The sequence below is a fragment of the Chromobacterium sp. LK11 genome (assembly GCF_001043705.1).
Lineage (GTDB): Bacteria > Pseudomonadota > Gammaproteobacteria > Burkholderiales > Chromobacteriaceae > Chromobacterium > Chromobacterium alkanivorans.
Genome location: NZ_LDUR01000016.1, coordinates 67,624 through 91,292 on the forward strand (window position 1 = coordinate 67,624; position 23,669 = coordinate 91,292).

Annotated in this window: 24 protein-coding genes; 16 read left to right on the top strand and 8 right to left on the bottom strand. The window is 63.9% G+C overall.

The window, feature by feature from the left end:
* Positions 1-106 precede the first annotated feature (106 nt).
* The 5 genes from VK98_RS11045 to VK98_RS11065 all read left to right on the top strand — a co-directional run bounded on the left by VK98_RS11045 (position 107) and on the right by VK98_RS11065 (position 4,204).
* A complete protein-coding gene (locus VK98_RS11045) occupies positions 107-553 on the top strand; it encodes a helix-turn-helix domain-containing protein (protein ID WP_048414084.1) in 447 nt (148 codons plus the stop codon).
* 489 nt (positions 554-1,042) lie between these two features.
* Complete coding sequence (locus VK98_RS11050; RefSeq protein WP_048414085.1) at positions 1,043-1,822, top strand: ABC transporter substrate-binding protein; 780 nt, start codon at positions 1,043-1,045, stop codon at positions 1,820-1,822.
* A 199-nt stretch (positions 1,823-2,021) separates the two neighbouring features.
* On the top strand, positions 2,022-2,711 hold the full coding sequence (locus tag VK98_RS11055; protein ID WP_048414086.1) for an ABC transporter permease: 690 nt from the start codon (positions 2,022-2,024) through the stop codon (positions 2,709-2,711).
* On the top strand, positions 2,708-3,421 hold the full coding sequence (locus VK98_RS11060; RefSeq protein WP_048414087.1) for an ABC transporter permease: 714 nt from the start codon (positions 2,708-2,710) through the stop codon (positions 3,419-3,421). Before VK98_RS11055 ends, VK98_RS11060 begins: the two co-directional genes overlap by 4 nt.
* 15 nt (positions 3,422-3,436) lie before the next feature.
* Positions 3,437-4,204, top strand: a complete 768-nt coding sequence (locus VK98_RS11065; protein WP_048414088.1) for an ABC transporter ATP-binding protein — start codon at positions 3,437-3,439, stop codon at positions 4,202-4,204.
* 270 nt (positions 4,205-4,474) lie between these two features.
* Here the strand turns inward: VK98_RS11065 and VK98_RS11070 are convergent, their stop codons facing one another.
* Together VK98_RS11070 and VK98_RS11075 are read right to left on the bottom strand one after the other, a co-directional pair.
* Entirely contained in the window at positions 4,475-4,711 is a 237-nt protein-coding gene (locus VK98_RS11070; RefSeq protein ID WP_048414089.1) for a DUF333 domain-containing protein, read from the bottom strand.
* 18 nt (positions 4,712-4,729) lie between these two features.
* Positions 4,730-5,857 (bottom strand): succinylglutamate desuccinylase/aspartoacylase family protein, encoded by a 1,128-nt coding sequence (locus tag VK98_RS11075; RefSeq protein ID WP_048414090.1) that lies wholly within the window; start codon positions 5,855-5,857, stop codon positions 4,730-4,732.
* A 153-nt stretch (positions 5,858-6,010) separates the two neighbouring features.
* On the opposite strand from VK98_RS11075, the gene VK98_RS11080 reads away from it, so the two are divergent.
* The 4 genes from VK98_RS11080 to VK98_RS11095 all read left to right on the top strand — a co-directional run bounded on the left by VK98_RS11080 (position 6,011) and on the right by VK98_RS11095 (position 11,491).
* The gene (locus tag VK98_RS11080; protein WP_231589258.1) at positions 6,011-7,288 is read left to right on the top strand and encodes a hypothetical protein; all 1,278 of its coding nucleotides are present in this window, start codon (positions 6,011-6,013) and stop codon (positions 7,286-7,288) included.
* Complete coding sequence (locus tag VK98_RS11085) at positions 7,288-8,049, top strand: hypothetical protein (RefSeq protein WP_048414092.1); 762 nt, start codon at positions 7,288-7,290, stop codon at positions 8,047-8,049. Before VK98_RS11080 ends, VK98_RS11085 begins: the two co-directional genes overlap by 1 nt.
* A complete protein-coding gene (locus tag VK98_RS11090) occupies positions 8,049-10,859 on the top strand; it encodes an AAA family ATPase (RefSeq protein ID WP_048414093.1) in 2,811 nt (936 codons plus the stop codon). The genes VK98_RS11085 and VK98_RS11090 overlap by 1 nt, the downstream gene beginning before the upstream one ends.
* Before the next feature lie 80 nt (positions 10,860-10,939).
* Positions 10,940-11,491 carry a transposase gene (locus VK98_RS11095; RefSeq protein WP_048414094.1) on the top strand — a complete coding sequence of 184 codons (552 nt, stop codon included), beginning with the start codon at positions 10,940-10,942 and terminating at the stop codon, positions 11,489-11,491.
* A 384-nt stretch (positions 11,492-11,875) separates the two neighbouring features.
* Here VK98_RS11095 and VK98_RS22775 read toward each other — a convergent pair whose 3' ends face one another.
* Positions 11,876-12,283, bottom strand: a complete 408-nt coding sequence (locus VK98_RS22775) for a hypothetical protein (protein ID WP_053077338.1) — start codon at positions 12,281-12,283, stop codon at positions 11,876-11,878.
* A gap of 315 nt (positions 12,284-12,598) precedes the next feature.
* Between VK98_RS22775 and VK98_RS11105 the strand changes: the two genes are divergently transcribed.
* The gene (locus VK98_RS11105) at positions 12,599-12,868 is read left to right on the top strand and encodes a hypothetical protein (protein ID WP_048414095.1); all 270 of its coding nucleotides are present in this window, start codon (positions 12,599-12,601) and stop codon (positions 12,866-12,868) included.
* A 696-nt stretch (positions 12,869-13,564) separates the two neighbouring features.
* Complete coding sequence (locus tag VK98_RS11110) at positions 13,565-13,903, top strand: DUF1484 family protein (RefSeq protein WP_048414096.1); 339 nt, start codon at positions 13,565-13,567, stop codon at positions 13,901-13,903.
* Between the two features lie 234 nt (positions 13,904-14,137).
* Here VK98_RS11110 and VK98_RS11115 read toward each other — a convergent pair whose 3' ends face one another.
* The 3 genes from VK98_RS11115 to VK98_RS11125 form a co-directional block, all read right to left on the bottom strand.
* On the bottom strand, positions 14,138-14,605 hold the full coding sequence (locus VK98_RS11115) for a DUF1842 domain-containing protein (RefSeq protein ID WP_043589836.1): 468 nt from the start codon (positions 14,603-14,605) through the stop codon (positions 14,138-14,140).
* Between the two features lie 244 nt (positions 14,606-14,849).
* On the bottom strand, positions 14,850-15,377 hold the full coding sequence (locus VK98_RS11120; RefSeq protein WP_048414097.1) for an RDD family protein: 528 nt from the start codon (positions 15,375-15,377) through the stop codon (positions 14,850-14,852).
* 2 nt (positions 15,378-15,379) lie between these two features.
* Positions 15,380-15,925, bottom strand: a complete 546-nt coding sequence (locus VK98_RS11125) for a gamma carbonic anhydrase family protein (RefSeq protein WP_048414098.1) — start codon at positions 15,923-15,925, stop codon at positions 15,380-15,382.
* Between the two features lie 59 nt (positions 15,926-15,984).
* On the opposite strand from VK98_RS11125, the gene VK98_RS11130 reads away from it, so the two are divergent.
* Positions 15,985-18,018 carry a M3 family metallopeptidase gene (locus tag VK98_RS11130; RefSeq protein ID WP_048414099.1) on the top strand — a complete coding sequence of 678 codons (2,034 nt, stop codon included), beginning with the start codon at positions 15,985-15,987 and terminating at the stop codon, positions 18,016-18,018.
* A gap of 210 nt (positions 18,019-18,228) precedes the next feature.
* Here VK98_RS11130 and VK98_RS23705 read toward each other — a convergent pair whose 3' ends face one another.
* On the bottom strand, positions 18,229-18,405 hold the full coding sequence (locus VK98_RS23705; RefSeq protein WP_156187831.1) for a hypothetical protein: 177 nt from the start codon (positions 18,403-18,405) through the stop codon (positions 18,229-18,231).
* Positions 18,406-18,625: 220 nt separating this feature from the next.
* On the opposite strand from VK98_RS23705, the gene xth reads away from it, so the two are divergent.
* From xth to VK98_RS11150, 4 genes are all read left to right on the top strand, one after another.
* Positions 18,626-19,399, top strand: coding sequence for an exodeoxyribonuclease III (gene xth, locus VK98_RS11135; protein WP_048414100.1), 774 nt, complete (start codon positions 18,626-18,628; stop codon positions 19,397-19,399).
* Positions 19,400-19,521: 122 nt separating this feature from the next.
* Entirely contained in the window at positions 19,522-20,229 is a 708-nt protein-coding gene (rquA, locus tag VK98_RS11140; protein ID WP_048414101.1) for a rhodoquinone biosynthesis methyltransferase RquA, read from the top strand.
* 155 nt (positions 20,230-20,384) lie between these two features.
* The gene (locus VK98_RS24180; protein ID WP_048414102.1) at positions 20,385-20,915 is read left to right on the top strand and encodes a hypothetical protein; all 531 of its coding nucleotides are present in this window, start codon (positions 20,385-20,387) and stop codon (positions 20,913-20,915) included.
* A 214-nt stretch (positions 20,916-21,129) separates the two neighbouring features.
* Positions 21,130-22,257: an alanine--glyoxylate aminotransferase family protein gene (locus VK98_RS11150; RefSeq protein ID WP_048414103.1), complete on the top strand. Its 1,128-nt coding sequence runs from the start codon at positions 21,130-21,132 to the stop codon at positions 22,255-22,257.
* 112 nt (positions 22,258-22,369) lie between these two features.
* Here VK98_RS11150 and VK98_RS11155 read toward each other — a convergent pair whose 3' ends face one another.
* Positions 22,370-23,152 (bottom strand): ferredoxin--NADP reductase, encoded by a 783-nt coding sequence (locus VK98_RS11155; RefSeq protein ID WP_048414104.1) that lies wholly within the window; start codon positions 23,150-23,152, stop codon positions 22,370-22,372.
* Positions 23,153-23,669 lie beyond the last annotated feature (517 nt).

Genomic DNA, 23,669 nt, shown 5'->3' on the forward strand with positions numbered 1-23,669 from the left:
CGAGTCCGTTCAATCTGGTTGCAAAATGAAACCGATTGAATGCTAGGGCAAGCAGTTTTAAAATGCAACTGATTGATCCCGCCGCCGCATAACCCAAGGAGAGCCCATGACGCGCCACAACACAATGAATCAGGAGCCATGTCCGGTGGCGCGCAGCGTCGACGTGATTGGGGATCGCTGGTCCTTGTTGATCGTGCGGGACGCTTTCGACGGCGTGCGCCGCTTCGGCGATTTCCAGCGCGGTCTGGGCATGGCCCGCAATATCCTGTCCGATCGGCTGCGCAAGCTGGTGGACGCCGAGGTGCTCGCCACCCAGGCGGCCTCGGACGGCTCCGCTTACCAGGAGTATGTGTTGACGGCCAAGGGGGAAAGCCTGTTCGCGGTGGTGCTGGCCTTGCGCCAGTGGGGCGAAGGGCATTTGTTCGAGGCGGGCGAAGGCCATTCGCTGTTGATAGACAAGCGGACCGGCCAGCCGGTGCCTCTGATGTCGCCCAAGACCCAGGACGGGGCGGCGCTGCTGCCCGCCGTCACCGAAGTCCGGAAGTTGACGTGAGTGGATCCGGCGGCGGGCGTCATTCCGCGCTCAAGCTTGCGGCATGGCCCGCCGTCTTTTCCCATCCCCGCATTGCCATCCTTCCGGGCGGCGGACACGGCGCATGCCGATCATTTGTTCTTGTCGATACTTCTTCATTTGCAGTCACGCCCATTCCGATACCAAGCGTTACTTGAGTTGGCGGCTGGATGTTGTATTTTTTCCTCAATAAAGCGCGGATTTGTTCCGTGGCCAGGAATCTAAAGTCATTAATCTTGCCGTGAGGCATGACAAAAGACTGGTCTGGGGCGTCCTTGCCGGCGGGTGCGAGAGACGGTATAGACAAATTGCTCTATTTATATAACATGAAGCGCTCAGCCCCTCCGGGGGCGATGCCGGATCAGAGGGCGAAAAGCCCCGAACGCTTTAACTTGTGAAATGCATATGCCCGGCTGCGTCGGCTCGGGATTTTCACCGTTGGCTGTTGATGAAGTCTATGAGGAGAAACAAATGAAGAAAGCATTGGCTGTGATGGCCTTGGGTCTGATGACCGCGTCGATCGGGGCATGGGCCAAGGACTGGAAGGAAGTCCGTTTCGGCGTGGACGCCAGTTACGCGCCGTTTGAATCCAAGGCGCCCAATGGCCAGCTGGTGGGCTTCGACATCGATCTGGGCAATGAAATCTGTAAGCGCCTGAAAGCCAAGTGCGTGTGGGTGGAAAACGATTTCGACGGCATGATCCCGGCCTTGAAAGCCAAGAAATTCGACGGCGTGCTGTCCTCGATGTCGATGACGGAAGCCCGGATGAAGGAAATCAGCTTTTCCTCCAAATTGTTCAACACTCCGACGCGCATGGTGGCCAAGAGCGGTTCCGGCTTGATGCCCACCCCGGCTTCGCTGAAGGGCAAGCGCGTGGGCGTGGAGCAGGGCACCATCCAGGAAGCTTACGCCAAGAAACACTGGGCGCCGGCCGGCGTGGAAGTGGTGCCTTACCAGAACCAGACCCAAGTGCTGTCCGACCTGACGGCGGGCCGCCTGGACGCCTCGCTGCAAGACGCGGTGCAGGCCGACGAAGGCTTCCTGAAGAAGCCGGAAGGCAAGGGCTTCGCTTTTGCCGGCAAAGAACTGGTGGACCCGAAAACCCTGGGCGAAGGCGCCGCCATCGGCTTGCGCAAGGAAGACAAGGAACTGAAGGCCGATATCGACAAAGCCATCGCCGGCATGCTCAAAGACGGCACTTACCAGAAGATTGAGAAGAAATACTTCAACTTCGACGTTTACGGCAAGTAAGCGGCAAGAACCTGGTCAAGGCCGCAGCGCCGCTGCGCGGCGGACTTTGAACAGGTAGCCAAGCCGCCGACAAAACCGCTGCATTGGAACCCGCAGCGCCTCCGTGGCCGGAGCCGGCCATCCGTTTTGTCGGCGGCTCGTCTTTTGCGCAAGTCAGGACCGGCCCGGCGCTCGCCGCCGCTCCTGAAAGGGGAAGAGCATGTTTTTGCATGGATTCGGTTCCATTATCTGGGAAGGCACGCTGGTGACGCTGGAGCTGGCGGTGCTGTCCTTGTTGCTGGCCTTTCTGATCGGCCTGGTAGGCGCCGGCGCCAAGCTGTCCAGCAATCCCTTGCTGAGCGGCGTGTCCACGCTGTACACCACCTTGATCCGCGGCGTGCCGGACCTGGTGCTGATGCTGCTGATTTTTTACAGCCTGCAGATCGGCATCAACCATCTGACCGAATGGCAGGGCATGGAGCGGATTGACCTCAATCCCTTCGTATCCGGCGTGGTGACCCTGGGCTTCATCTACGGCGCCTATTTCACCGAAACGCTGCGCGGCGCCTTCATCTCTGTGCCCAAGGGCCAGCTGGAAGCCGGCACCGCCTACGGCATGAGCCACTGGCAGGTGTTTTCCCGCATCCAGTTTCCGCAGATGATGCGCTTCGCCTTGCCCGGCATTTCCAATAACTGGCAGGTGATGCTGAAAGCCACCGCCCTGGTGTCCATCATCGGCCTGACCGACGTGGTCAAGGTGTCGATCGACGCCGGCAAGAGCACTTACAAAGTGTTCTTCTTCACCCTGGTGGCCGGGGCGATCTACCTGTTGCTCACCACAGTGTCCAACTTCGCGTTGATGTGGCTGGAGCGCCGTTACTCCATGGGCGTGCGGGAGGCCGAGCTATGATAGACATCATTCAACAATACTGGCGCCCCTTCCTGTGGTCGGACGGCTACCATTTGTCCGGCCTCGCCGTCACCATGTGGCTGCTGGTGCTGTCCATCGCCTTCGGCTTCGTCGTGTCCATCCCGCTGGCGGTGGCGCGGGTGTCCAAGGTCAAATGGCTGGCGCGCTGCGTCTGGTTCTACACCTATGTGTTCCGCGGCACGCCGCTTTACGTGCAGTTGCTGTTCTTCTACACCGGCATGTACAGCCTGGACGCGGTGCGCGAGGTGGGCTTCCTCAACCACTTCTTCCGCGAGGGCTATAACTGCACCATCCTGGCGTTCGCGCTCAACACCTGCGCTTACACCACCGAGATCTTCGCCGGCGCGATCAAGGCCACCCCTTACGGCGAGATCGAGGCCGGACGGGCCTACGGCATGAGCAAGTTCACCCTCTACCGCCGGGTGATCATTCCGTCCGCGCTGCGCCGCGCGTTGCCGGCGTACAGCAATGAAGTGATCCTGATGCTGCACGCCACCACTGTGGCCTTCACCGCCACCGTGCCGGACGTGCTGAAAGTGGCGCGCGACGTCAACGCCGCCACCTACGACTCCTTCAACGCCTTCGGCCTGGCCGCCCTGATCTATCTGGGCGTCACCTTCATCCTGGTGGGCCTGTTCCGCAAGGCCGAGACCCGATGGCTGGCCTATCTGCAGCCGGCGAAAACCTGAGAAACGGACTAGAAGATGGACAAGCTGACTATCCAGAACATCCACAAGAGCTACGGCAGCCACGAGGTGCTCAAGGGCGTCTCGCTGACGGCCAAGGCCGGCGACGTGATCAGCATCATCGGCTCATCCGGCTCCGGCAAAAGCACCTTTCTGCGCTGCATCAACTTCCTGGAGAAACCGAACCAGGGCAGCATCAGCCTCAATGGCGAGCCCATCCGGCTGGCCACCACCAAGAACGGCGAGCTGACGCCGGCGGACCAGAAGCAGCTGCAGGGCATGCGTACCAAGCTGGCCATGGTGTTCCAGCACTTCAATCTGTGGGCGCACATGACGGTGCTGGAAAACGTCATCGAGGCGCCGGTGCACGTGCTGGGGATTTCCAAGGAGGAAGCCACCCAGCGCGCGATCAAATACCTGCGCAAAGTGGGCCTGGACGAACGCGCCCAGGACAAATACCCGGCGCATTTGTCCGGCGGTCAGCAACAGCGGGTGGCGATTGCGCGCGCGCTGGCGATGGAGCCGGAGGTGATGTTGTTCGACGAGCCCACCTCGGCGCTGGACCCGGAGCTGGTGGGCGAGGTGCTGAAAGTGATGCAGGCGCTGGCGGAGGAGGGCCGCACCATGATCGTGGTCACCCACGAGATGGGCTTCGCCCGCAATGTGTCCAATCACGTGATGTTCCTGCACCAGGGACGGGTGGAGGAGGAGGGCTGCCCGGACGAGGTGTTCGGCAACACCAAGAGCGAGCGCTTGAAGGCCTTCCTGTCGGGCAGCCTGAAGTGATCTTAGAACGTGTTTACGATCTTGCGAGCTAAAGCGAGACAAGGCGGAAACGGCTGAGAAAGCGGAATGTACAGAGGGTACATGAGCATTTCGAAACCGTACTCACCGTGTCACGTGTCACGACGCGCAGCAGATCGTAAACCGGTTCTTGGTTTTACCCTGCTCAAGGGGGATACAGCCCGCCGGCGCAACATGACCGGCGGGTTCGTTGTTTTCAGGCTTGTGGATAAATCAGGGAAACCGAAAAAACTGTGGATAAGCCGGGAGCGGCTATTTGGGATGGTCGGCGCGGAACAGCGTCCATTCCTCCACCGTGCGGCCGTCCGGCAGCTGGCACAGCGCGTACTCGTTGCCCTGGGCGTCTTTTTGCGGCAACAGCTTGCCGCCCTTGTCCACGCAATAGACCGAGGCCGGATTGGCCATGCCCACCGCCGGGCGCTCAGGCGGCTTGGTCTGGCTGCAGGCGCTCAGGCCCAGCAGCGCGGCGGCGCAAATCAAGATTCTCATGCGGTTTTCCTTTCAGTGTCAGGCCGACAACAGCTTGCCGGATTTGAAGGCCTCGCGGCTGGCCACCTTGGCCAGCGACAGGCCGGCGGTGGTGTAGGTGCGGGCGCTGGTGGCGTACAACATGCCCGGCCGGTTGGCGCGGATCTCGCTGCAGCGGTCGCTTATCGGGTCTATCACCTCGGCCAGCAGCTCGCCGCTGGCCACCTCGCTGCCCGGCTGGGCGTGGTAGACCACCACGCCGGCGTGCGGCGCGTACAGGTTTTCCGATCCGGCCAGCGGCGTGGCCGGGAACGGCAGCCCCGGCAACGGCGGCGCGGCTTCGGCGATCACGCCGCGGTGGCGCAGGAAGTCGAGGATGCCTTCCGCGTCGCGGCGCGCGTAATCGTGATGGACGTCGATTTCGCCGCGCAGTTCCACCGTCACCGCCAGGCAGGCCATGTCAATCTGCGCGTCCAGGCCCTCCGCCGTCGCCAGATCGCGCAACTGCCACCACAGCTGGCCGCAGGCTTCGTCGAAGGGATGGTCGCCGGAGTCGGTGGCCAGCAAGGTGGCGCAAGCGCCCAGGTAGCGCGACAGCGGCTCGCACTGTTCCCACAGAGGGGTGCCGGTGTACAGGTGCAGGCCGGCGCGGCAGTCGCAATGCAGGTCCAGCACCACGTCGGCGTCGAAGGCCAGCTTCATCAGCGTGTGGCGCAGCGACTGCAGCTCGCTGTCGGCGCGCAGCGCGCCCAGTTGCTGGCGCGCCTCCGCGCGGATCAGCGCGGTATTGGCCTTGCCGTCGCGGCCCAGCTGCCCTTTCACCGCCTCGAAAATCGTTTCGGACAACACCGGGTAATGGCGGTTGAAGTTCTGGCCGCTTTGCAGATCGAAACGGCCCAGCATCTTCTCGCTCTGGTTCTGGTTCAGGCCGATGGGGTTGGCCACCGGCACCAGGATCACCTCGCCGCGCAGCAGGCCGGCGGCGTCCAGCCGCTGCAAGCCTTGCTTCAAATGCCAGGCGGTCAGCATGCCGGGCAGTTCGTCGGCGTGCAGGCTGGCCTGGATATAGATTTTCTGGCCGCTTTGCGGCACGCCGAAATGGAAGCTGGTCAGATCGCGCTGGCTGCCCAGGCTGGGCGACAACAAGGGCTGGCGGTGGGTATACATGGATTCTCCTTGGCGGTGGGCGGCTCTGTCGTCAAATCTTATGCCAAACCGCCCCGGGCAAGATAGGGCCGCCGCGCGGACATGCGTTGACGAACGAGCATGCCCCCCGGACAATCATGGCTTTTGCCATTCCACGCCCGCGCGCGTGGTGGAGTGCCTTTGGATTCTCTCTCCGACTTCTTCCAGCCCGGCATTGAGCCCGCCTCCTTGCAGGCGGTGTCGCGCCTGACCGGCGCCTGGCCCTATCTCGCCGTCTTCGTCACCCTGTTCCGCGGCGGCGACGAAGAAGTGCTGATGCGGCTGCTGGTGTTGCGGGAACTGGGCGGCCGCGCCGAAGCGCCGCTATGGACGCCGCAGGAAATCGCCCAGCGTTTCGCCTATCTGAACGACACCAAGCTGGCCACCATTCTGGGCCGGCTGCGCGAAGGCGGGCTGCTGGTCTACGACAGCGACGGCGGCGTCTACCAGTTGTCCGAAGGCGCGCGCGTCGCGCTGGCGGCATTGGCCACCATGGTGGATTTCGCCGGCGACGATGTGGAACTGGGCTATCTGACCAGCCAGGTGGCCGCCGGCCAGGCGGTGGGCCAGGTCTCGGACGAAGCGCTCAAACACCTGCTGGCGCGGCTGAACGAACTGTACGCGGAATTCGAGGAAGCGCTGGAATCGCAATCCGAATTCCGCATCCGCGCCGCCCAACACCGCCTGGAGGCGGTGTGGCGCTGGGTGGCCAAATCCACCGAGGTGGTCAAGAGCCTGACCCAGGACGACACGCTGAGCCTGCTGGTGCTCAACCAGGCCCAGGCCATCGCGCTGGCGCAAAGCCGCATGCTGGCGCTGGCCGGCACCTTCGAACGCCGGCTGGCGCAATTGGCCGCGCAGCGCGTGCATCTGGGCGGCTCCGGTCTCACTTCCACCGACATCGCCGACTGGCTGCGCCGCATGGCGGCCGGCCAGCTGGCGCACAAGCTGGACGCCTGCCTGTCCATCGCTCCCGAGCCCGCCTTCCTGTCCACGCCGGAGCTGGCCGACGTGGCCGAGTTCGAACTGCTGGCGCGCGAGCGCGCCAAGGCCGGCACCATGACGCTGCCGGGCGGCGAGGCCGCGCCGCTGGCCGACGCGCCGGAAATGGAGCGCTTGCTGGAGGCCGAGGCCATGTACGACGTCTTGCTGGAGCTGGGCATGTCCGGCGCGACCGACGCCCACATCAGCCAGGCGGTGCTGGCCGACAGCTACAACGAAACCGCCTACCGGCTGTCGCTGCTGTCCCTGATCGGCGACCCGGAAACCAGCAACGACCAAAGCATAGTCGCCGCGCTGGCCAAGCTGCCGTTCAGCCTGCAAGGCGGCGAGCGCGTGATCGAGCCTGACCACCCGGAAGTGGCGTCGCTGTCCGACGCGCGCCTGGTGGCCGCGGCGCAAAAAGGTTCTTAATGGAAACAGAAATCAAAACCCTGACCGCCCGTCTGCTGGCGCACCGGGTGGTGCCGCGCGGCGACGCGCTGGCGAAGAAGGCGCTGCTGGACGACAGCTTCCGCCTGGAACTGGACAAGAGCCTGGCCGCCGTCGGCCTGCGCCTGGTGGAGAACCCCTACGCCGAGCACGTCGCCGTGGCGCTGCTGCCGGAAATGACCGAGCCGGTGTTCGGCTCCGGCGACGCCTGGCTCAACAACAACCTGGGCCTGCCGCGCGACGGCGTGGCGCTGCTGGTTATTCTGTGGTCCTTGATCATCCTGCCCAAGCGCGAGCGCCAGATCGCCCGCGTCGAAGCCGGCAAGGAAAGCCAGAGCGATATGTTCGGCGCGCAAAAGCCGCTGGAAACCGGCGAGGCCGTGTCCACCGGCGTGTCCGAGGACGCGCTTTACGCCGACTTCGGCAAGGCGCTGGGCGGCCGCACCCGCTTCAACGCCAACCTGGGCCGCCTGGTCAACCTGGGCTTCATCGTGCGCCGCAACCGCTGGCTGGACGAAGGGCCGATGCTGGACCTGATGATTGACTACGCCCAGCTGGCGCCGCGGATCATCGAAGGCGCGCTGGCCGACGTGCTGCTGCGCCGCGAAGGCCGCGACGCGCTGGCCGACAAGCGCACGGAAGCGGTCGAGGACGAGTCCGAAGCCGAAGCCGTCGACGACTCCGCCGGCCCGCTGTTTGACTTGCCGCCGGACGAGGACGCGGCTCACGAGGAGACGCGCTGATGTTCCAGATGAAATCGGTGGAAATGGTGCACTGGGACTTCTGGCAGCGGCTGACCGTGCCGCTGGACGCGCAGATCGTCACCATCATCGGCCCAAACGGCTCCGGCAAGACCACCTTGCTGGACGCGATGCGCACCCTGCTGGCGATCAAATGCTCGGGCAAGCGCGATTACAAGCGCTATGTGCGCAACAACAAGGAACCCTTCGCCTATCTGCGCGGCGTGGTGGACAATCCGCGCCGCCCCAGCGGCGGCCTGTATCCAACCCCCTTCTTCCCCATCGTCGCCGACGCCGTCACCCTGCTGTGCCGGATCAAGAAACAGGGCGGGGACTGGGTGCGCCACTACGCCATCCTGGACGGCGACGTGCCGCTGGAGCTGGCCGAAGGCCAGGCCCAATGGATGGGCGTGCAGGAATACCGCCGCCGGCTGGAAATGGCCGGCCTGACCCCGGCGGTGGCCGAAGTGCTGGCGCTGGAACAGGGCGACACCGACAAGCTGACCGAATACAGCCCGCGCCAACTGCTGGACCTGGTGTTCCAGGTCTTCGGCGACAAGGACGTGCTGGACAACTACCAGCGCGCCCGCGACGAGCAGCGCGCCACCGAGCTGGAGCTGGAATCGCTGAGCCGTCAGGAGGAAGCGCTGCAGACGCGGGTGGAAACCATGAAGACCCGCGCCAACCGCTATCTGGAATGGCGGCAGCTGCAAACCGGCATCGCCCGGCTGCGCGACGAGGCGCTGCCGGTGCTGGCCTATCTGGACGCCAAGTCCGCGCTCGGCAATGTCTGGAAAAACTACCGCGGCAACTTCCACACGCTGAACCAGGCCCAGGGCGAACACGCCGACACCTTGCAACTGGTGGCCAAGCTCAAGGCGGCGGAAGTGGCCGCCGACGCCTCGCGCAAGGCGGCCGAAACCGCCCGCGTCGGCGCGCAGGAAGCCTTCATGGCGGCCAAGGGCGAACACGCCGGCGTGGCCGGCCAGCTCAAGGAACGCGACCGGCTGCAAGCGCTGGCCAGCAAGGAGTACGGCGCCGACGCCGCCCAGCTGGCCGACAAGCTCTCCGCGCTGCGCGGCGAAGCCGAGCAGTTGAAAGACGGCCTGCGCGAACTGAAAAAGCAGCGCCAGGACAGTTCCCAGCACCTGGAGGCGCTGGAAATCGGCCGCGGCCGCGCGCCGGAAGACGTGCGCCAGTTCAAGGCGGCGCTGGACGAGGCCGGCATCGGCCACCTGATGCTGTCCGACATCGTGGAAGTGATGGATCCGGACTGGCAGGCGGCGGTGGAAGCGCTGCTGCGCGGTTATCGTCATGTGGTGCTGCTGGAACGCGAATCCGACCGCCGCGAAGCCTGGCGCATCGGCGAGAAACTGCGTTACCGCCACTTCGTGGTGCCGGAACGCAGCCGCCCGCCGCGCGCCAACGCCGGCAGCCTGATGGAAGTGGTGCGCTTCTCCGCCGACGCTCCCGAGTGGCTGTACCGTCAGCTGAACAGCGTCAGCCGAGTCGACGACGCCGAGCAGGGCGCCGACGTCAGCGGCGACTGGATCACCCGCGACGGCTACTTCCGCGAACGCCGCGGCGCGCGCCACATCGGCGTGCCGGCGCATGAATTCGCCTTCGGCGAAGCCGCGCGCCAATCGCGGCTGTTGGCGGTGCGCGAAGCCTTGAAGGCATTGAACGTGCGCATCCTCGCCGACGAAGAGCGGCTGGTGGCCGCCACCCGTGAGGCCGCCGGCCTGGCCGAATACCTGGGCGGCATGGACGCCATCCGCCAGCTGGACAGCCGCGCCGAAGAATTCGCCGCGCTGGAAACGCGCAAGCAGGGGCTGGAAAGCGAAATCGCCCGCCTGGGCGCGGCTTTGGGCCTCGCCAGCGCGGAGAAGGAAGCCGCCGACCAGCGCTACAGCGACGCGCGGCTGGCGCACGACCGCGTCTGCCAGCGCGAGCAGGACAGCCTGGCCGCCTTCCGCCAAAAACAGCAGGAAGTGGAGCAGGCGCGCCGCCAGGTGCGCCGGCTGCTGTCCGAGCTGCGCGAATGGGCGGAGCGCTTGCCTGACGCGGCGCTGGCGCCGGAGAACGTCGAGGCGCTGGAAAGCGAGTTCGACACCGCCGCCGACGCCAAGCATCAGCTCAACTATTTGGAAGAGCGGCTGCAAAGCGGGGACTGGGAGCAGGACGAAGCCGTGCTGGCGCTGAAGGACAAGCTGGTGGAGGACCTGACCGGCCTGGACCGCGAACGCCAGCGCCGCCAGAGCGAAGTGGACCGCTCGCGCGAACTGACCGACGAAGCGCGCGCCGCCTATATGGGCAAGCTGCGCGCCACCGTCCGCGTCTACGGCCAGAACGTTAAGCGCCTGGGCGAACTGGCCGGCATCCAGGTGGAAGTGGAGCTGCCGCAGCTGTCCAACGACGACGCCGCGCTGGCCCAGGCCGGGCTGGTGCTCAAGTTCAACTTCGACCAGAAGGGCCTGATGGGCATGAACGACGGCGAAGCCTCCGGCGGCCAGCAGGTGATGAAGTCGCTGATCCTGCTGATCGGCCTGATGATGGACGAGTCCAACCCGTCCGGCTTCGTCTTCATAGACGAACCGTTCGCCCACCTGGACATCTTCAACATCGACCGCGTCGCCGGCTTCCTCAAGGCCACCGAGGCGCAGTACCTGATCACCACGCCCAACACCCACAACATCAATATCTTCGCGCCGTCGGAACTGACGCTGGCCACCCGCAAGAAACGGCCGGGCGAGCAATGGGCGCCGCCCATCCTGCAAACCCGTCGCCGCGCGGACGGCGGCGAACCGGCCTGAGCCAGAGCAAGCAGCCGCCCCTCAGGGGCGGCTTTTGCTTGTTAGCATGGGCGGATCCTAGCCTTGCCAGGAGAGAGCCCATGTCCAATTATCGACGCGATCGCAGTGCTGGCGGCAGCTGGTTCTTCACCGTCAACCTGGCGGATAGACGGCAGCGCCTGCTGCTTGACCACGTTGACGCGCTGCGGGAAGCCTTCCGCTATACCTTGCGTCGCCATCCATTCCGCATCGAGGCCATCGTGATCATGCCCGACCATCTGCATGCGGTGTGGACTCTGCCGGCCGCGGACGCGGATTACCCTTTACGTTGGCGTTTGATCAAAACCATGTTTACCCGATCGTTGCCGCCTGAGGAGAGGGTCAGCGCTTCGCGCCGGGACAAGGGCGAGCGGTATGTCTGGCAGCGGCGTTATTGGGAACACCGGCTGAGGGATGAGCAAGACTTTGCCCGCCATATCGATTACATCCACAACAACCCGCTCAAGCATGGCTATGTCTCCAAACTCGCAGACTGGCCGTGGTCTTCGTTCCATCGTTACGTGAGGCATGGATTATTGCCGGAAGATTGGGCCGGAGGCGATGACGAAGGGGACGGGTTTGGAGAACGGAGGGCTTCCATTGCAGGGGATTGAGGCGGTAGGTCTTGTTCCCGCGTGGGTATCGCTTCGCTCCACCCACCCTACGAGGAGCGGTGGGTAGGGTGGGAGGAGCCGAAGGCGATACCCACCAAGCTCCGCCATCGAAACCCGAGAGTGGGCCTTGCCACATCCGCGTGGGTATCGTTGCGCTCCACCCACCCTACGACGAGTTGTGTGTAGGGTGGGAGGAGCCGAAGGCGATACCCACCAAACCCCGCCATCGAAACCCAAAGCTCAATCTTGCCACATGTCCGCGTGGGTATCGCTGCGCTCCACCCACCCTACGGCGAGTGGTGTGTAGGGTGGGAGGAGCCGCAGGCGATACCCACCAACTGCCGATATCCAAGCAGCTTGCTGGGCTGGGGCTATCGTCGCCGCTCACGGCTGGTTGTAGCTGTACTCGATGCCGTTGATGGTGGACTTGAAGCCGTAGCGCGGGAAGGCCGGATTCGGGTTCTTGGCGAGGTAGGCGTCCGCCAGCGCCTCGGCCGCCTGCCGGTAGAACTTGGTCTGGTTCTTGTTGTACCAGGGGTCGTCGTGGGGATTGGGGCTGAACTTGTAGCTCTGGTCGCGGCCGCCGGCGATGTAAATGCGGATGCCGCGCGCGCCGGGGCCGGAGCCGCCGCTCTTTTGCTCCACGTAGTTGAAGGTGATGCCGCTGTTTTTGTAATTGGACAGGCTGCCGCTGATGTTGGCGGCCAGCGCGCCGCTGGCGGTCAGCGACAGCGCGCTGACGGCCAGCAAGGCCGCGACGCGGCGGAACAGGAAGTTGAGTGGGGGATGCATGGTGCTCCTTCGGATCATGGTTGAGAACCGTCGGCAAGCGAGCGGCCTTGCCGGCGAGGCGTTAGCGTCGTGCAATAGCGCTTAAATGTCGCCTATTTATACGAATGGCAATTATCTTTCATTTTTTAATGCCATTTGGATTGTGAAGATAGGCGAGCGCGGAGCGATCAGCAAGCGTTGCATGCCAGTCCTTAAGGCCGGGCCGCCCGGGCGACGATGGCGCGCTTGAGCGGGACGGGATCGCGGGATGGCGGCCCGCCGCCTCTGGCCTATGCTGAGAGGGAGGCATGGGCGTTGCGGGAAAGCGGGTTTGAAATGGAAGAACGCGACTTGGTGGGCAGCGCCATTCCCATGGCGCAGCTCAAGCTGGAACTGCGCGCGAATGGCGTATTGGTCATTTCGGTGTACGAGATCGACGACGAAGAGCCGTTTTTCGTCTACGAGTCCGACAACGACTTTGATCCGGAGGCGATTTTGAGCGCCGCGGAGCGGCGTCTGGACCCGGTGCGGCTGGATGTGTTCAAGCATGTGTTCTTCCAGGCCCGGGACGATGTCGAGGACGGCCGGGACGAGGGCGACGGGTAGAGGGCTCCCGCGCGGCTTCGTCCATTGCAGGCCGACACCCCGCTCAGCCGGGGTGTTGTTTTTTACGCCGGCCGCCATGGCTTTGACCCTGATGAACCGGCAAGTACAATCTTGGCCGTGCCGTTCAATTGGCGGAGCCGGACTTGGCGACCTGAATGTATGCATTCCTCTGTCGAGAGTGGTTTTCTTGCACCTATTTAAAGCAATGTAGTTGTGTTTCCTATGGCAGGCCGTGGCAGGAAGACCTTGATGGTCTGCCGGTTCTCAGTGCGCCGGTTCGCTAACCCTGTCACGTGCCTGTTTTCCCCATGTGTGGCGGATGTTCCCGCGGCTTAGCCGGGAACGGTGGCCGCCATGGCCTTGACCCTGATGGACAAGCAAGTAACAATCCTTGCCGTGCTGCCGCCATAGCGGCACCGGGAGTGGAAACCCGTATTGCTGTAAGAAGGCAGACGCGTAGTATGCGCGCGTCTGGTGGCCATTCCACGCCTGCAAGGCGGGGGGTGGCAGGGAGGCCCTAGCGCCTGCCGATTGCCTTCTTGTCGGTTTTCCACCCCTGTCACCTGCCCGCCACCTGAGTGGAAACGGGTGTCGGGCCGATCCTTTCGAAGAAGGAGGCCCCATGCTTATCCGCTATTCGTCTCATTTCTCATTACCGTCCCCCTTGCCGTCTCCGCACTCTGAGGAGGCCCGGCCATGACTGCGCTGCCACTTGCCGCCTCCTCCCAGAGCCCGCGCCGGGAGCTGGCCCGCACCTTGAGCCGTCTGCATCAGATGCGGATGGAGCACGAGAGCCTGGCCTTGATCGACACCCAACTGGCCTGGCTGGATTACGCGATCGGTGAAATCGACGATGCCATGGACCACGTCATCCAGTGCAGCCAGGCGCTGGCCTTGCTGTTGCAGCTGCTGAGCCTGAGCGGCCAGGCGCAATTGCCGGGCCGTACGCTGTGGGCCTTGCTGGAGCCGGTGCAGCGTCGGCTGACCGAGGCTTGCCTCGCGCTGGACGATCAGTTCGATCGGCCGCGAGCCTGAGCCAGGGCCAAGACGCCCAAAGCCCGCCTGGGGGCGGGCTTCGGGTACTGATGGATGGCCCGGTCCCGGAACCGGGCGCATGCGCTTAGAAGCTGTTTACGATCAGCTGCGCGTCGGTAGAGACATTGTGCGATGAGTGCCGGCTTCGAAATGCTCATGCACCACTCGTACATTCCGCTTTCTCAGCCGTTTTCGCCTTGTCTCGCCTTAGCTCGCGAGATCGTAAACATGTTCTTAGCGCAGGTTCAACGCTTTGATCGCGTTGTTGATTTCATCCGCCAGGCGTACTTCCTGACCCAGCTGCTCATGCCATTGCTGGTTCTGGAAGAAGGCGTAGCGCGCCTTGGAGTTGTTGCCAGCTTGCCAGCCGTCTTTCAACTGGCCGTCGAAGAAGAACTGTTCCAGCAGCGCGTGGCCGGCGGCGTGCGCCTGGTTTTGCGCGTGCTGCTCGTGCAGGCGCGGCGCGCCCACCAGATGCAGTTCGATGTCGCGGCCCTGCTCTTCGTAGCGGCCCTGGATCGGGTGCTCGAACACCAGCGGCTGCAGCGTGGCGTGGGTGATGGTGGCGCGGCCGGTGATATGGCGCGACGGGGTGTACACGGTCAGATCCAGCCGCAGGTTCAGGCCGCCCGCCTGGCCGGGTTTGTTGACGTTGTAGCTGACGATGAACAGGCCGGATTTTTGATCGCGATCGATAGTCATGTTTGGACTCCTTGAGATCAATAACATCAGAGAAGTTGGAGCGCCCGGTGGGGCGTCCAGGCCCAATGGCGATGTGCGAACCGTGGCGGTGACCGCGGCTGCCCTGTAGTTATATAACCTTTGATTTTATTTTCAGCCGTACTTAATGGCAGTTGGAAATAAAGAGGGGATGGGGCTGGCGCGCGGGGCTAGGGCAGGGAGGGGAGGAACAGCGCGCCGCCGGGGCCGGCGGCGCGAGGGGAAATCAGCTTTGTTGCTCAAAGCGCACAGGCTGTTTGCCCAGGCGCTTGGTCCGCACCACCACGGTGCCGGCGATCTTGTCGTGCCAGCCCTGCTTGCGGGCGTCCAGGCCCACCCAGATCAGGCCCAGCAAGAAGGGGAAGCAGGAGACGAAGTAGCCGAGATAGCGCAGCGCAGCCTGGCCCGGCGTCATCGGCGCGCCGGTTTTGGCGTCCACGATGCGAGCGCCCAGCAGCATCTTGCCCGGGGTGCTGCTCTTGAACCACCAGAAGGCCAGCACCGCCGCCGCCGGCAGCACCCAGTTGAGCATCAGGCCGGCCAGGGGGCTCAACTCGAAACCGCCTTGCATCATGAAGGCCTGCATCATCCAGCCGTCGCCGCTTTCCGCCACGCGGCTGGTTTCGCCGCCGCCGCCGGCCAGCAGCCAGATCGCCGGCGCCAGCACCAGGCACAGCAGCAGGGTGTCGATCAGGCTGGCCAGCACCCGCAGCCAGAAACCGACGTATTCCAGTTCTTCCGCGCCTTCTTGCATCTTCAATCCTCCAGATTGGGTTTGTGCTTGGCCGCCACGCGCAGATAGTGTTCGGCGGAGTATTGGAAGTGGGCCAGCTCTTTTTCGGTCAGCGGCCGCGCCTGCTTGACCGGGTTGCCCAGGTAAAGATAGCCGGACGCCAGCCGCTTGCCCGGCGGCACCAGGCTGCCGGCGCCGATCAGCACCCGCGGCTCGATCACCGCGCGGTCCAGCACGATGCTGCCGATGCCGACCAGTACTTCGTCGCCTATGGTGCAGCCGTGCAGGGTGACGTGGTGGCCGATGGTGACGTTGCGGCCTATCACCAGCGGCGCGCCGTCCGGGTCCGCGGCGCTCTTGTGGCTGACGTGCAGCATGGCGAAATCCTGGATGTTGGAGTTCTCGCCTATGCTGATGGCGTTGACGTCGCCGCGGATCACCGCATAGGGCCAGACCGACGCGCCTTCCGCCAACGAGACTTCGCCGATGACCACCGCAGCCGGGTCGATGTAGCAGCTGTCGTGGATTTGCGGCTGATGCCCGTCATAAGGGCGGATATTGCTTTTCATCGGTCTGTCCTCATCTGAAATCGGGTAAAGTTCCTATCATACCCCCACAGGATGCCAATATGAGCCAGAACCCCTTGCTGGACTTTTCCGGACTGACCCGTTTCGCGGAGATCAAGCCGGAGCACATTTCCCCCGCCATCGACGAATTGCTGTCCGCCGCGCGCGCCGCGGTGAAGCGGCTGACCGCGGAGCAGGGCGCGCCCAGCTGGGAAAGCTTCGTCGATCCGCTGACCGACGCCACCGAGCATCTGGGCCGCGCCTGGGGCGTGGTGGGCCATCTGAACGCGGTGGTGAACACGCCGGAGCTGCGCGAGGCTTACAACGCCAATATTCCGCGCATTTCCGAGTTCTGGACCGAGATGGGCCAGAACCTGGACTTGTTCGCCCGCTTCAAGGCGCTGGCGGCCAGCCCGGAACACGCGGATTACAGCGCGGCGCGCAAGAAGATCGTGTCCAACGATCTGCGTGATTTCCGCCTGTCCGGCGCGGAGTTGCCGCAGGCGGAAAAAGAGCGCTTCGCCGCCATCCAGACGCGGCTGGCGGAGCTGTCCGCCAAGTTCGAGCAGAACGTGCTGGACGCCACCGATGCCTTCAGCCTGTACATCGAGGACAAGGCCGAGCTTGCCGGCGTGCCGGAGGATTCGCTGGAGCTGTTCGCCGCCGCCGCGGCCGGCGACGACAAGAGCGGCTACAAGATCACCTTGCAGTTCCCGTTCTATTTCCCGGTGTTGCAGTACGCGGACAACCGCGCGCTGCGCGAAAAGCTGTATCAGGCCAATGTGCAGCGCGCGTCGGAGTTCGGTCCGGCCGAACGCGACAACAGCCCCATCATCCGCGAGAAGCTGCAACTGGCGCGCGAGGAGGCCCAGCTGCTGGACTTCGCCAACTTCGCCGAGCTGTCGCTGTTCACCAAGATGGCGGAAAGCCCGGAACAGGTCATCGCCTTCCTGCGCGACCTGGCCGCGCGCGCCAAGCCGTTCGCGATCAAGGACCGCCAGGAGCTGGAGGCTTTCGCCGCCGCCGAACTGGGCCTGGCCAAGCTGGAGGCCTGGGACCTGGCCTACGCCGCGGAAAAACTGCGCGTGGCGCGCTACGCCTTCTCCGAGCAGGAGGTCAAACAGTACTTCCCGGAGAGCAAGGTGCTGCCCGGCCTGTTCGGCGTGGTGTCCACGCTGTTCGGCGTGGAGGTGCGCCCGAGCAGCGCGCCGGTCTGGCATCCGGACGTGCGCTTCTTCGACATCCACAAGGACGGCCAACTGGTCGGCAGCTTCTATTTCGACCTGTACGCCCGCGACGGCAAGCGCTCCGGCGCCTGGATGGACGACGCGCGCGGCCGCCGCAGCAAGAGCGGCCAGGTGCAGACGCCTATCGCCTATCTGACCTGCAACTTCACTCGCCCGGTGGGCGACAAGCCGGCGCTGTTCACCCACGACGAAGTGATCACCTTGTTCCATGAGTTCGGCCACGGTCTGCACCATATGCTGACCCGCGTCGACGAACTGGGCGTGGCCGGCATCAACGGCGTGGAGTGGGACGCGGTGGAATTGCCCAGCCAGTTCCTGGAAAACTTCGCCTGGGAATGGGACGTGGTGCAGGACATGACCCGCCACGTGGACAGCGGCGCGGCCTTGCCGCGCGAGCTGTTCGACAAGATGCTGGCGGCCAAAAACTTCCAGAGCGGCATGGCCACGGTGCGCCAGCTGGAGTTCGCCTTGTTCGACTTGCAGCTGTACAGCGTCTTCGACGCCGACAAGGGCGACTGGCTGGCCTTGCTGGAGGAGGTGCGCCGCGAGGTGGCGGTGAATTTCCCGCCGGCCTACAACCGCTTCCCCAACAGCTTCAGCCACATCTTCGCCGGCGGCTATTCGGCTGGTTACTACAGCTACAAGTGGGCGGAAGTGCTGTCCGCGGACGCCTACGCGGCCTTCGAGGAGGCCGGCGGCGCCAATCCGGACACCGGCAAGCGCTTCTGGGACGAAATCCTGGCGGTGGGCGGCAGCCGTCCGGCGCTGGAGTCCTTCCGCGCCTTCCGCGGCCGCGATCCGCAAATCGACGCCTTGCTGCGCCATTCCGGCATGGTGGAGACGGTTTGAAACGGCCGTTTTATGCCGGGAGAAAAATATTCCGGGCTTTGCCGGAACTCTTGTGAAGCGCCGCGGCTCTAATTTTTTGCTCAGTGGGTTATCTCCAGAGCAGCAAGCGAGCCAGACGCATATCAGGGTAGATTGATATAGTGTCTATTGCGCGCCTCCGTGTAGAACGGAGGCGCCTTTTTTTTGCCGCGGATCGCGCGGCAAAAAGAGTCAGCTGTCTCGCTCGGGTTTGGCGGACGGCGTCAGCGGCTGCAGGGTGTGGCGGTGCTGGAAGGTGGGGGTCCGCATCGAGAACGGCGGGGTCAACGGCGCCAGACGAGGGCGGTTGGGATTGCGCGTCGGGCATAATGCCTGTTGCGCGTCGTGCTGCTTGTGCTTGATAGTCAAGAACTTGCTCCGGTTACGACGACGCTTTCGATCATAGGCCGGCGTTCCGGGCCTTGGCAAATTCCCGTCGCCCGGCTGTTGTTTATTTGTTTAAACACTTTTGTTTAATCAACCATCAAATATTCGACGCCGGCGACTGTCGTCGCCCAAAGCTTGGCAGTGCCGCGCGCTGCGGTTATGGTGTCGGCCTTTGCATGAACAACACTTGGAGAGCCCGTCGATGCGTTTTGCCACCTGGAACGTCAATTCCCTCAAGGTCCGCCTGCCGCAGGTGATCCAATGGCTGTCCGACAGCCCGGTGGACGTGCTCTGCCTGCAAGAACTGAAAATGGATCAGGACGTGTTTCCGCTGGCCGAGATCGAAGCGGCCGGCTATCGCGCCGCCTGGTTCGGTCAGAAAACCTACAACGGCGTGGCCATCCTGGTGCGCGCGCCGCTGGAGCTGGAAGACGTGGTGCGCGGCATCCCCGATTACGGCGACGAGCAGCGCCGGGTGATCGCCGCCACGGTGAACGGCATCCGCGTGATCTGCGGCTATTTCGTCAACGGCGAGGCGGTGGATTCGCCCAAATACCCGTACAAGCTGGAGTGGCTGGCCAATCTGGAGCGTTACGTCGCCGCCGAATTGCAGCGCCATCCGCAGTTGCTGCTGCTGGGCGACTACAATATCGCGCCGGAAGACCGCGATGTGTACGACCCGGAGAGCTGGCACGAGCAAGTGCTGTGCAGCACGCCGGAGCGCGAGTCCTTCCGTCGCCTGATCGCGCTGGGCCTGAGCGACAGCTTCCGCCTGTTCAACCAGGAGGAGAAGCAATACAGCTGGTGGGATTACCGCGCGATGATGTTCCGCCGCAACAAGGGCGTGCGCATCGACCACATTCTGGTCAGCGACGCGCTGAAGCCGCGCGCGCTGGAGTGCGTGATCGACAAGGCGCCGCGCAAGTGGGAACGCCCGTCCGACCATACCCCGGTGGTGCTGACGCTGGCGGATTGAGTCTCCCCCGCTCTAAAGGCCGGCCTCAGCCGGCCTATCCGTCAGCTTTCTTGGCCTGCCTCAAAAATACCGCCGGCCGGTTTTGCTAGTCTGGAGCTTTTCCGCTTTCAGATGGCTGTGCGATGACCCAAAACCACCCCAAACTGCCGGTAGACCCGTATTACGAGGGCGTGCCGGAATACATGACCCAGGTGTACGACTGGGCTTACGTCAACCCGCGCAAGGCCGGCTGGCTGGACCGCAACCTGGTGGTGCGCGTGTTGCTGTTCTTCAACGATCAAAGGCTGATGCGCGCCTACCTGGAGCAGATCCGTCCCGGCGACAAGGTGTGGCAGGTGGCCCACGTCTACGGCGACCTGGTGCAGCGGGCAGCGGACCGGGTGGGCGGCGACGGGCGCTTCGTGCTCACCGACATCACCCCGGTGCAGATCGAGCACGCCGAGCGCAAGCTGCGCGACCGGCCGCAGGCCGCGGTGGTGCGCGCCAATGCCGGAAATTACCGGCTGGAGTCCGACGACTTCAACTTGATCTGCAGTTTCTTCCTGCTGCACGAGGTGCCGGATCATCTGAAGCGCGCCATCGTCGACAATATGCTGTCCCAGGTGCCGCCCGGCGGCCGCGCGGTCTTCGTCGACTACCATAGGCCCAAGCCGTGGCAGCCGATAGGCTGGCTGCTCAAATGGGTGAACCGCGCGCTGGAGCCGTTCGCCGAGGCCTTGTGGAATCATGAGATCCGCGACTACGCGCAAGAGGCCGACGGTTTCGACTGGAGCAAGCGCACCTTGTTCGGCGGGGTGTATCAGGTGACGACGGCCAAGAGGAAGCCTTGAGGGCGCGCCGTACTTGACGTTACACGGGCTTACAAGCGACTAACAGACCCGGGAAGGGGGCAGGGCTAGGATACGTCTCAAGGAAGCGCCGAATCCGGCGCGATTGATCGGTGAACGGGAGCCCAGGCTCCCAAGCCTGAAACTGGAGATGCATCATGAACAAACTGACTCTGCTTGCCCTGACCGCCGCTTTCGGCCTGAGCTCCGCCGCTGGCTTCGCCGCCGAAACCGCCAAGCCGGCCGCTTCCGCTCCGGCAGCCAAGATGGCTCCGGCCGCCAAGAAAGCTGAAAAGCACCCGGCCAAGATCCACCACGCCAAGAAAGGCGAAAAGGTAGCCGCTTCCGCTCCGGCGCAAAAAGCCCAGGCCGCCAAGGCCGAAGCCTCCGCTCCGGCCAAGGCCAAGCACGCCGCCAAGAAACCGCACGCCAAGCATGCGAAGAAGGCCGCTTCCGCCGCCGCTCAGAAAGCCCAGGCCGCCAAGGCTGAAGCTTCCGCTCCGGCCAAGAAGCACGCCGCTAAAAAGCCGCACGCCAAGCACGCCAAGAAAGTAGCTTCCGCTCCGGCTCAAAAAGCCCAGGCCGCCAAGGCCGAAGCTTCCGCCCCGGCCAAGAAGGTCGAGAAGAAAGCCGCTCACAAGAAGCACGCCGGCAAGGCCAAGAAGGCCGCTGCTTCGGCTGCCAAATAAACCGGACTTCGCGTCTGGCTCGCTAAAAAAACAGGCCCCTCAGGGAGGCTGACATTCAAAGGAGGCTGCGGCCTCCTTTTTCTTTTGGCGCGCAGCCGTTCGGGCAGGCGCGCCCGGCGGCCTTATGCTGTTACACTCGAGCGGTTCGATGCCGGCCGCATGCCCCGGCCTTGAAACCGCTTTCGTCCGTTCATTTCGCGCTTAAGGAGCTTCCATGTTAGCCGCCCCGCAAGTTTCCGCCTTCCTGCCGCCGCGCCGCATCCTGATGGGGCCGGGTCCGTCCGACGTTTATCCGGAAGTGCTGGCCGCCCAGGCCCGTCCCACCGTCGGCCACCTGGACCCTCTGTTCGTCGGCATGATGGACGAGGTGAAAAGCCTGCTGCAATACGCGTTCCAGACCGCAAACCCGATGACGGTGGCGCTGTCGGCGCCGGGCTCGGCCGGCATGGAGGCCTGCTTCGTCAACCTGGTGGAGCCGGGCGAGAAGGTCATCGTCTGCCGCAACGGCGTGTTCGGCGAGCGCATGCGCCAGAACGTGGTGCGGCTGGGCGCGGTGCCGGTGCTGGTGGACAGCCCCTGGGGCCGACCGGTGGATCCGGACGCGGTGGAGAGCGCGTTGAAGGCCAATCCGGACGCGCGCTTCCTGGCCTTCGTTCACGCCGAGACCTCCACCGGCGCGCTGTCCGACGCCAAGACGCTGTGCGCGCTGGCCAAGCGCCACGGCTGCCTGAGCATCGTCGACACGGTGACCTCGCTGGGCGGGGTGGAGCTGCGGGTGGACGAATGGGGCGTGGACGCGGTGTATTCCGGCAGCCAGAAGTGTCTGTCCTGCGTGCCCGGCCTGTCGCCCTTGTCTTTCTCGCCGGCGGCGGTGGACAAGCTGCAGGCGCGGCAAAGCCCGGTGCCCAGCTGGTTCCTGGACCAGACCCTGGTGATGGCCTACTGGGGAGGCGGCAAGCGCAGCTACCATCACACCGCGCCGGTGAACGCCTTGTACGCGCTGCACGAATCGTTGCGCCAGCTGGCCGGCGAGGGTCTGGAGGCGGCCTGGCAGCGCCACCGCGACATGCATCTGATCCTGCGCGACGGCCTGGAAAAGCTGGGCCTGAAGTTCGTGGTGGACGCGGCGGCGCGGCTGCCGCAGCTGAACGCGGTCTATATCCCCGAGGGCATCGACGACGCGGCCACGCGCAACCGCCTGTTGCAGGAGTACAACCTGGAGATAGGCGGCGGCCTGGGCGATCTGGCCGGCAAGGCCTGGCGCATCGGGCTGATGGGCTACGGCGCGCGCCGCGAGAACGTGGCCTTGTGCCTGAAGGCGCTGGAGAGCGTGTTGAAGTAAGAACCGCCTCCATGTCCGGCGGGCGCCGCGAGACAGGGCGCCGGCCGCTGGAATAGAAAAACGCCATCCTTCAGGGATGGCGTTTTGCTTGCGGCGGGAGCCTGGCTCCGGCTTATTTTTCGACGAAGGCGCGTTCGATCGCGTAGTCGGCCGGCTCGCCCATGCGCGGCGATTCCTTGAAGCCCATGCCGTTCAGGATCTCGCACAGATCGTGCAGCATGGACGGGCTGCCGCAGATCAGCGCGCGGTCGTGCTCCGGATTCATTTGCGGCAGGCCGATGTCGGCGCACAGCTTGCCGTTGGTGATCAGATCAGTCAGCCGGCCCTGATTGCGGAAGGGCTCGCGGGTCACCGTCGGGTAGTAGATCAGTTTCTCGCGCACCATCTCGCCGAAGAATTCGTTCTCCGGCAGTTCCTTGGTGATGTAGTCGTGGTAACCCAGTTCGCTGACCCAGCGCACGCCGTGGGTCAGGATCACCTTGTCGTAGCGCTCGTACACGTCCGGGTCCTTGATGATGGACATGAACGGGGCGAGGCCGGTGCCGGTGGACAGCAGATAGAGGTTTTTGCCGGGCAGCAGATTGTCCTGCACCAGGGTGCCGGTGGGCTTCTTGCTGATCATCACGGTGTCGCCCACCTTCAGGTGCTGCAGGCGGGAGGTCAGCGGGCCGTCCTGCACCTTGATGCTGTAGAACTCCATGTGCTCTTCGTAGTTGGAGCTGACGATGGAGTAGGCGCGCATCAGCGGCTTGCCGTTGACTTCCAGGCCTATCATCACGAACTGGCCGTTGATGAAGCGCAGGCCGGCGTCGCGGGTGCAGGTGAAGCTGAACAGGGTGTCGTTCCAGTGATGGACGGACAGGACCTTTTCGGAGGTCAGGTTGGGAGAGGACATAAGGTTTGCTGCTCGCTAATTTATGAAGTAGAAGCTCGAAAAGTATTGGGGCCGATTTTAACCGGTTTGTCGCTTCGCCGCTCGCTCTTGCTGGGCAAGCCCGGCGCGACCGACGTTAAATTCAATTGGAACAGCATGTTAACCGACATTGCCGCCGCAGCCGAACGATTGTTTTCTGATGTGTTTATCGCTGTGCGTTATTTGTGGGCGGCGCAACGAAAGAGGGCGTCACCATGGCGGGACGCCCTCTCAGACAACTTAACAGAGAAAGACTATGCGCTTTACCCTTGCAGAACTGCACGACCACCGCTTTACCGCAAGGCCGTTACCAAAGATCGGGCTGTGCAAGACAGCGCTACGACGTTGCCGTGTCGTGGCGGCGCCGCCATCATGGCAGCTTGCCGCGCACCGTGTCCTTGATGGACATCACAGAAAGACCAACCGCTTCTTTCTTAAATGGGCAAATCGACAAACGGTAATCACAAGTTTATTGACTCTGGATTTGGCGGGCCGGCCG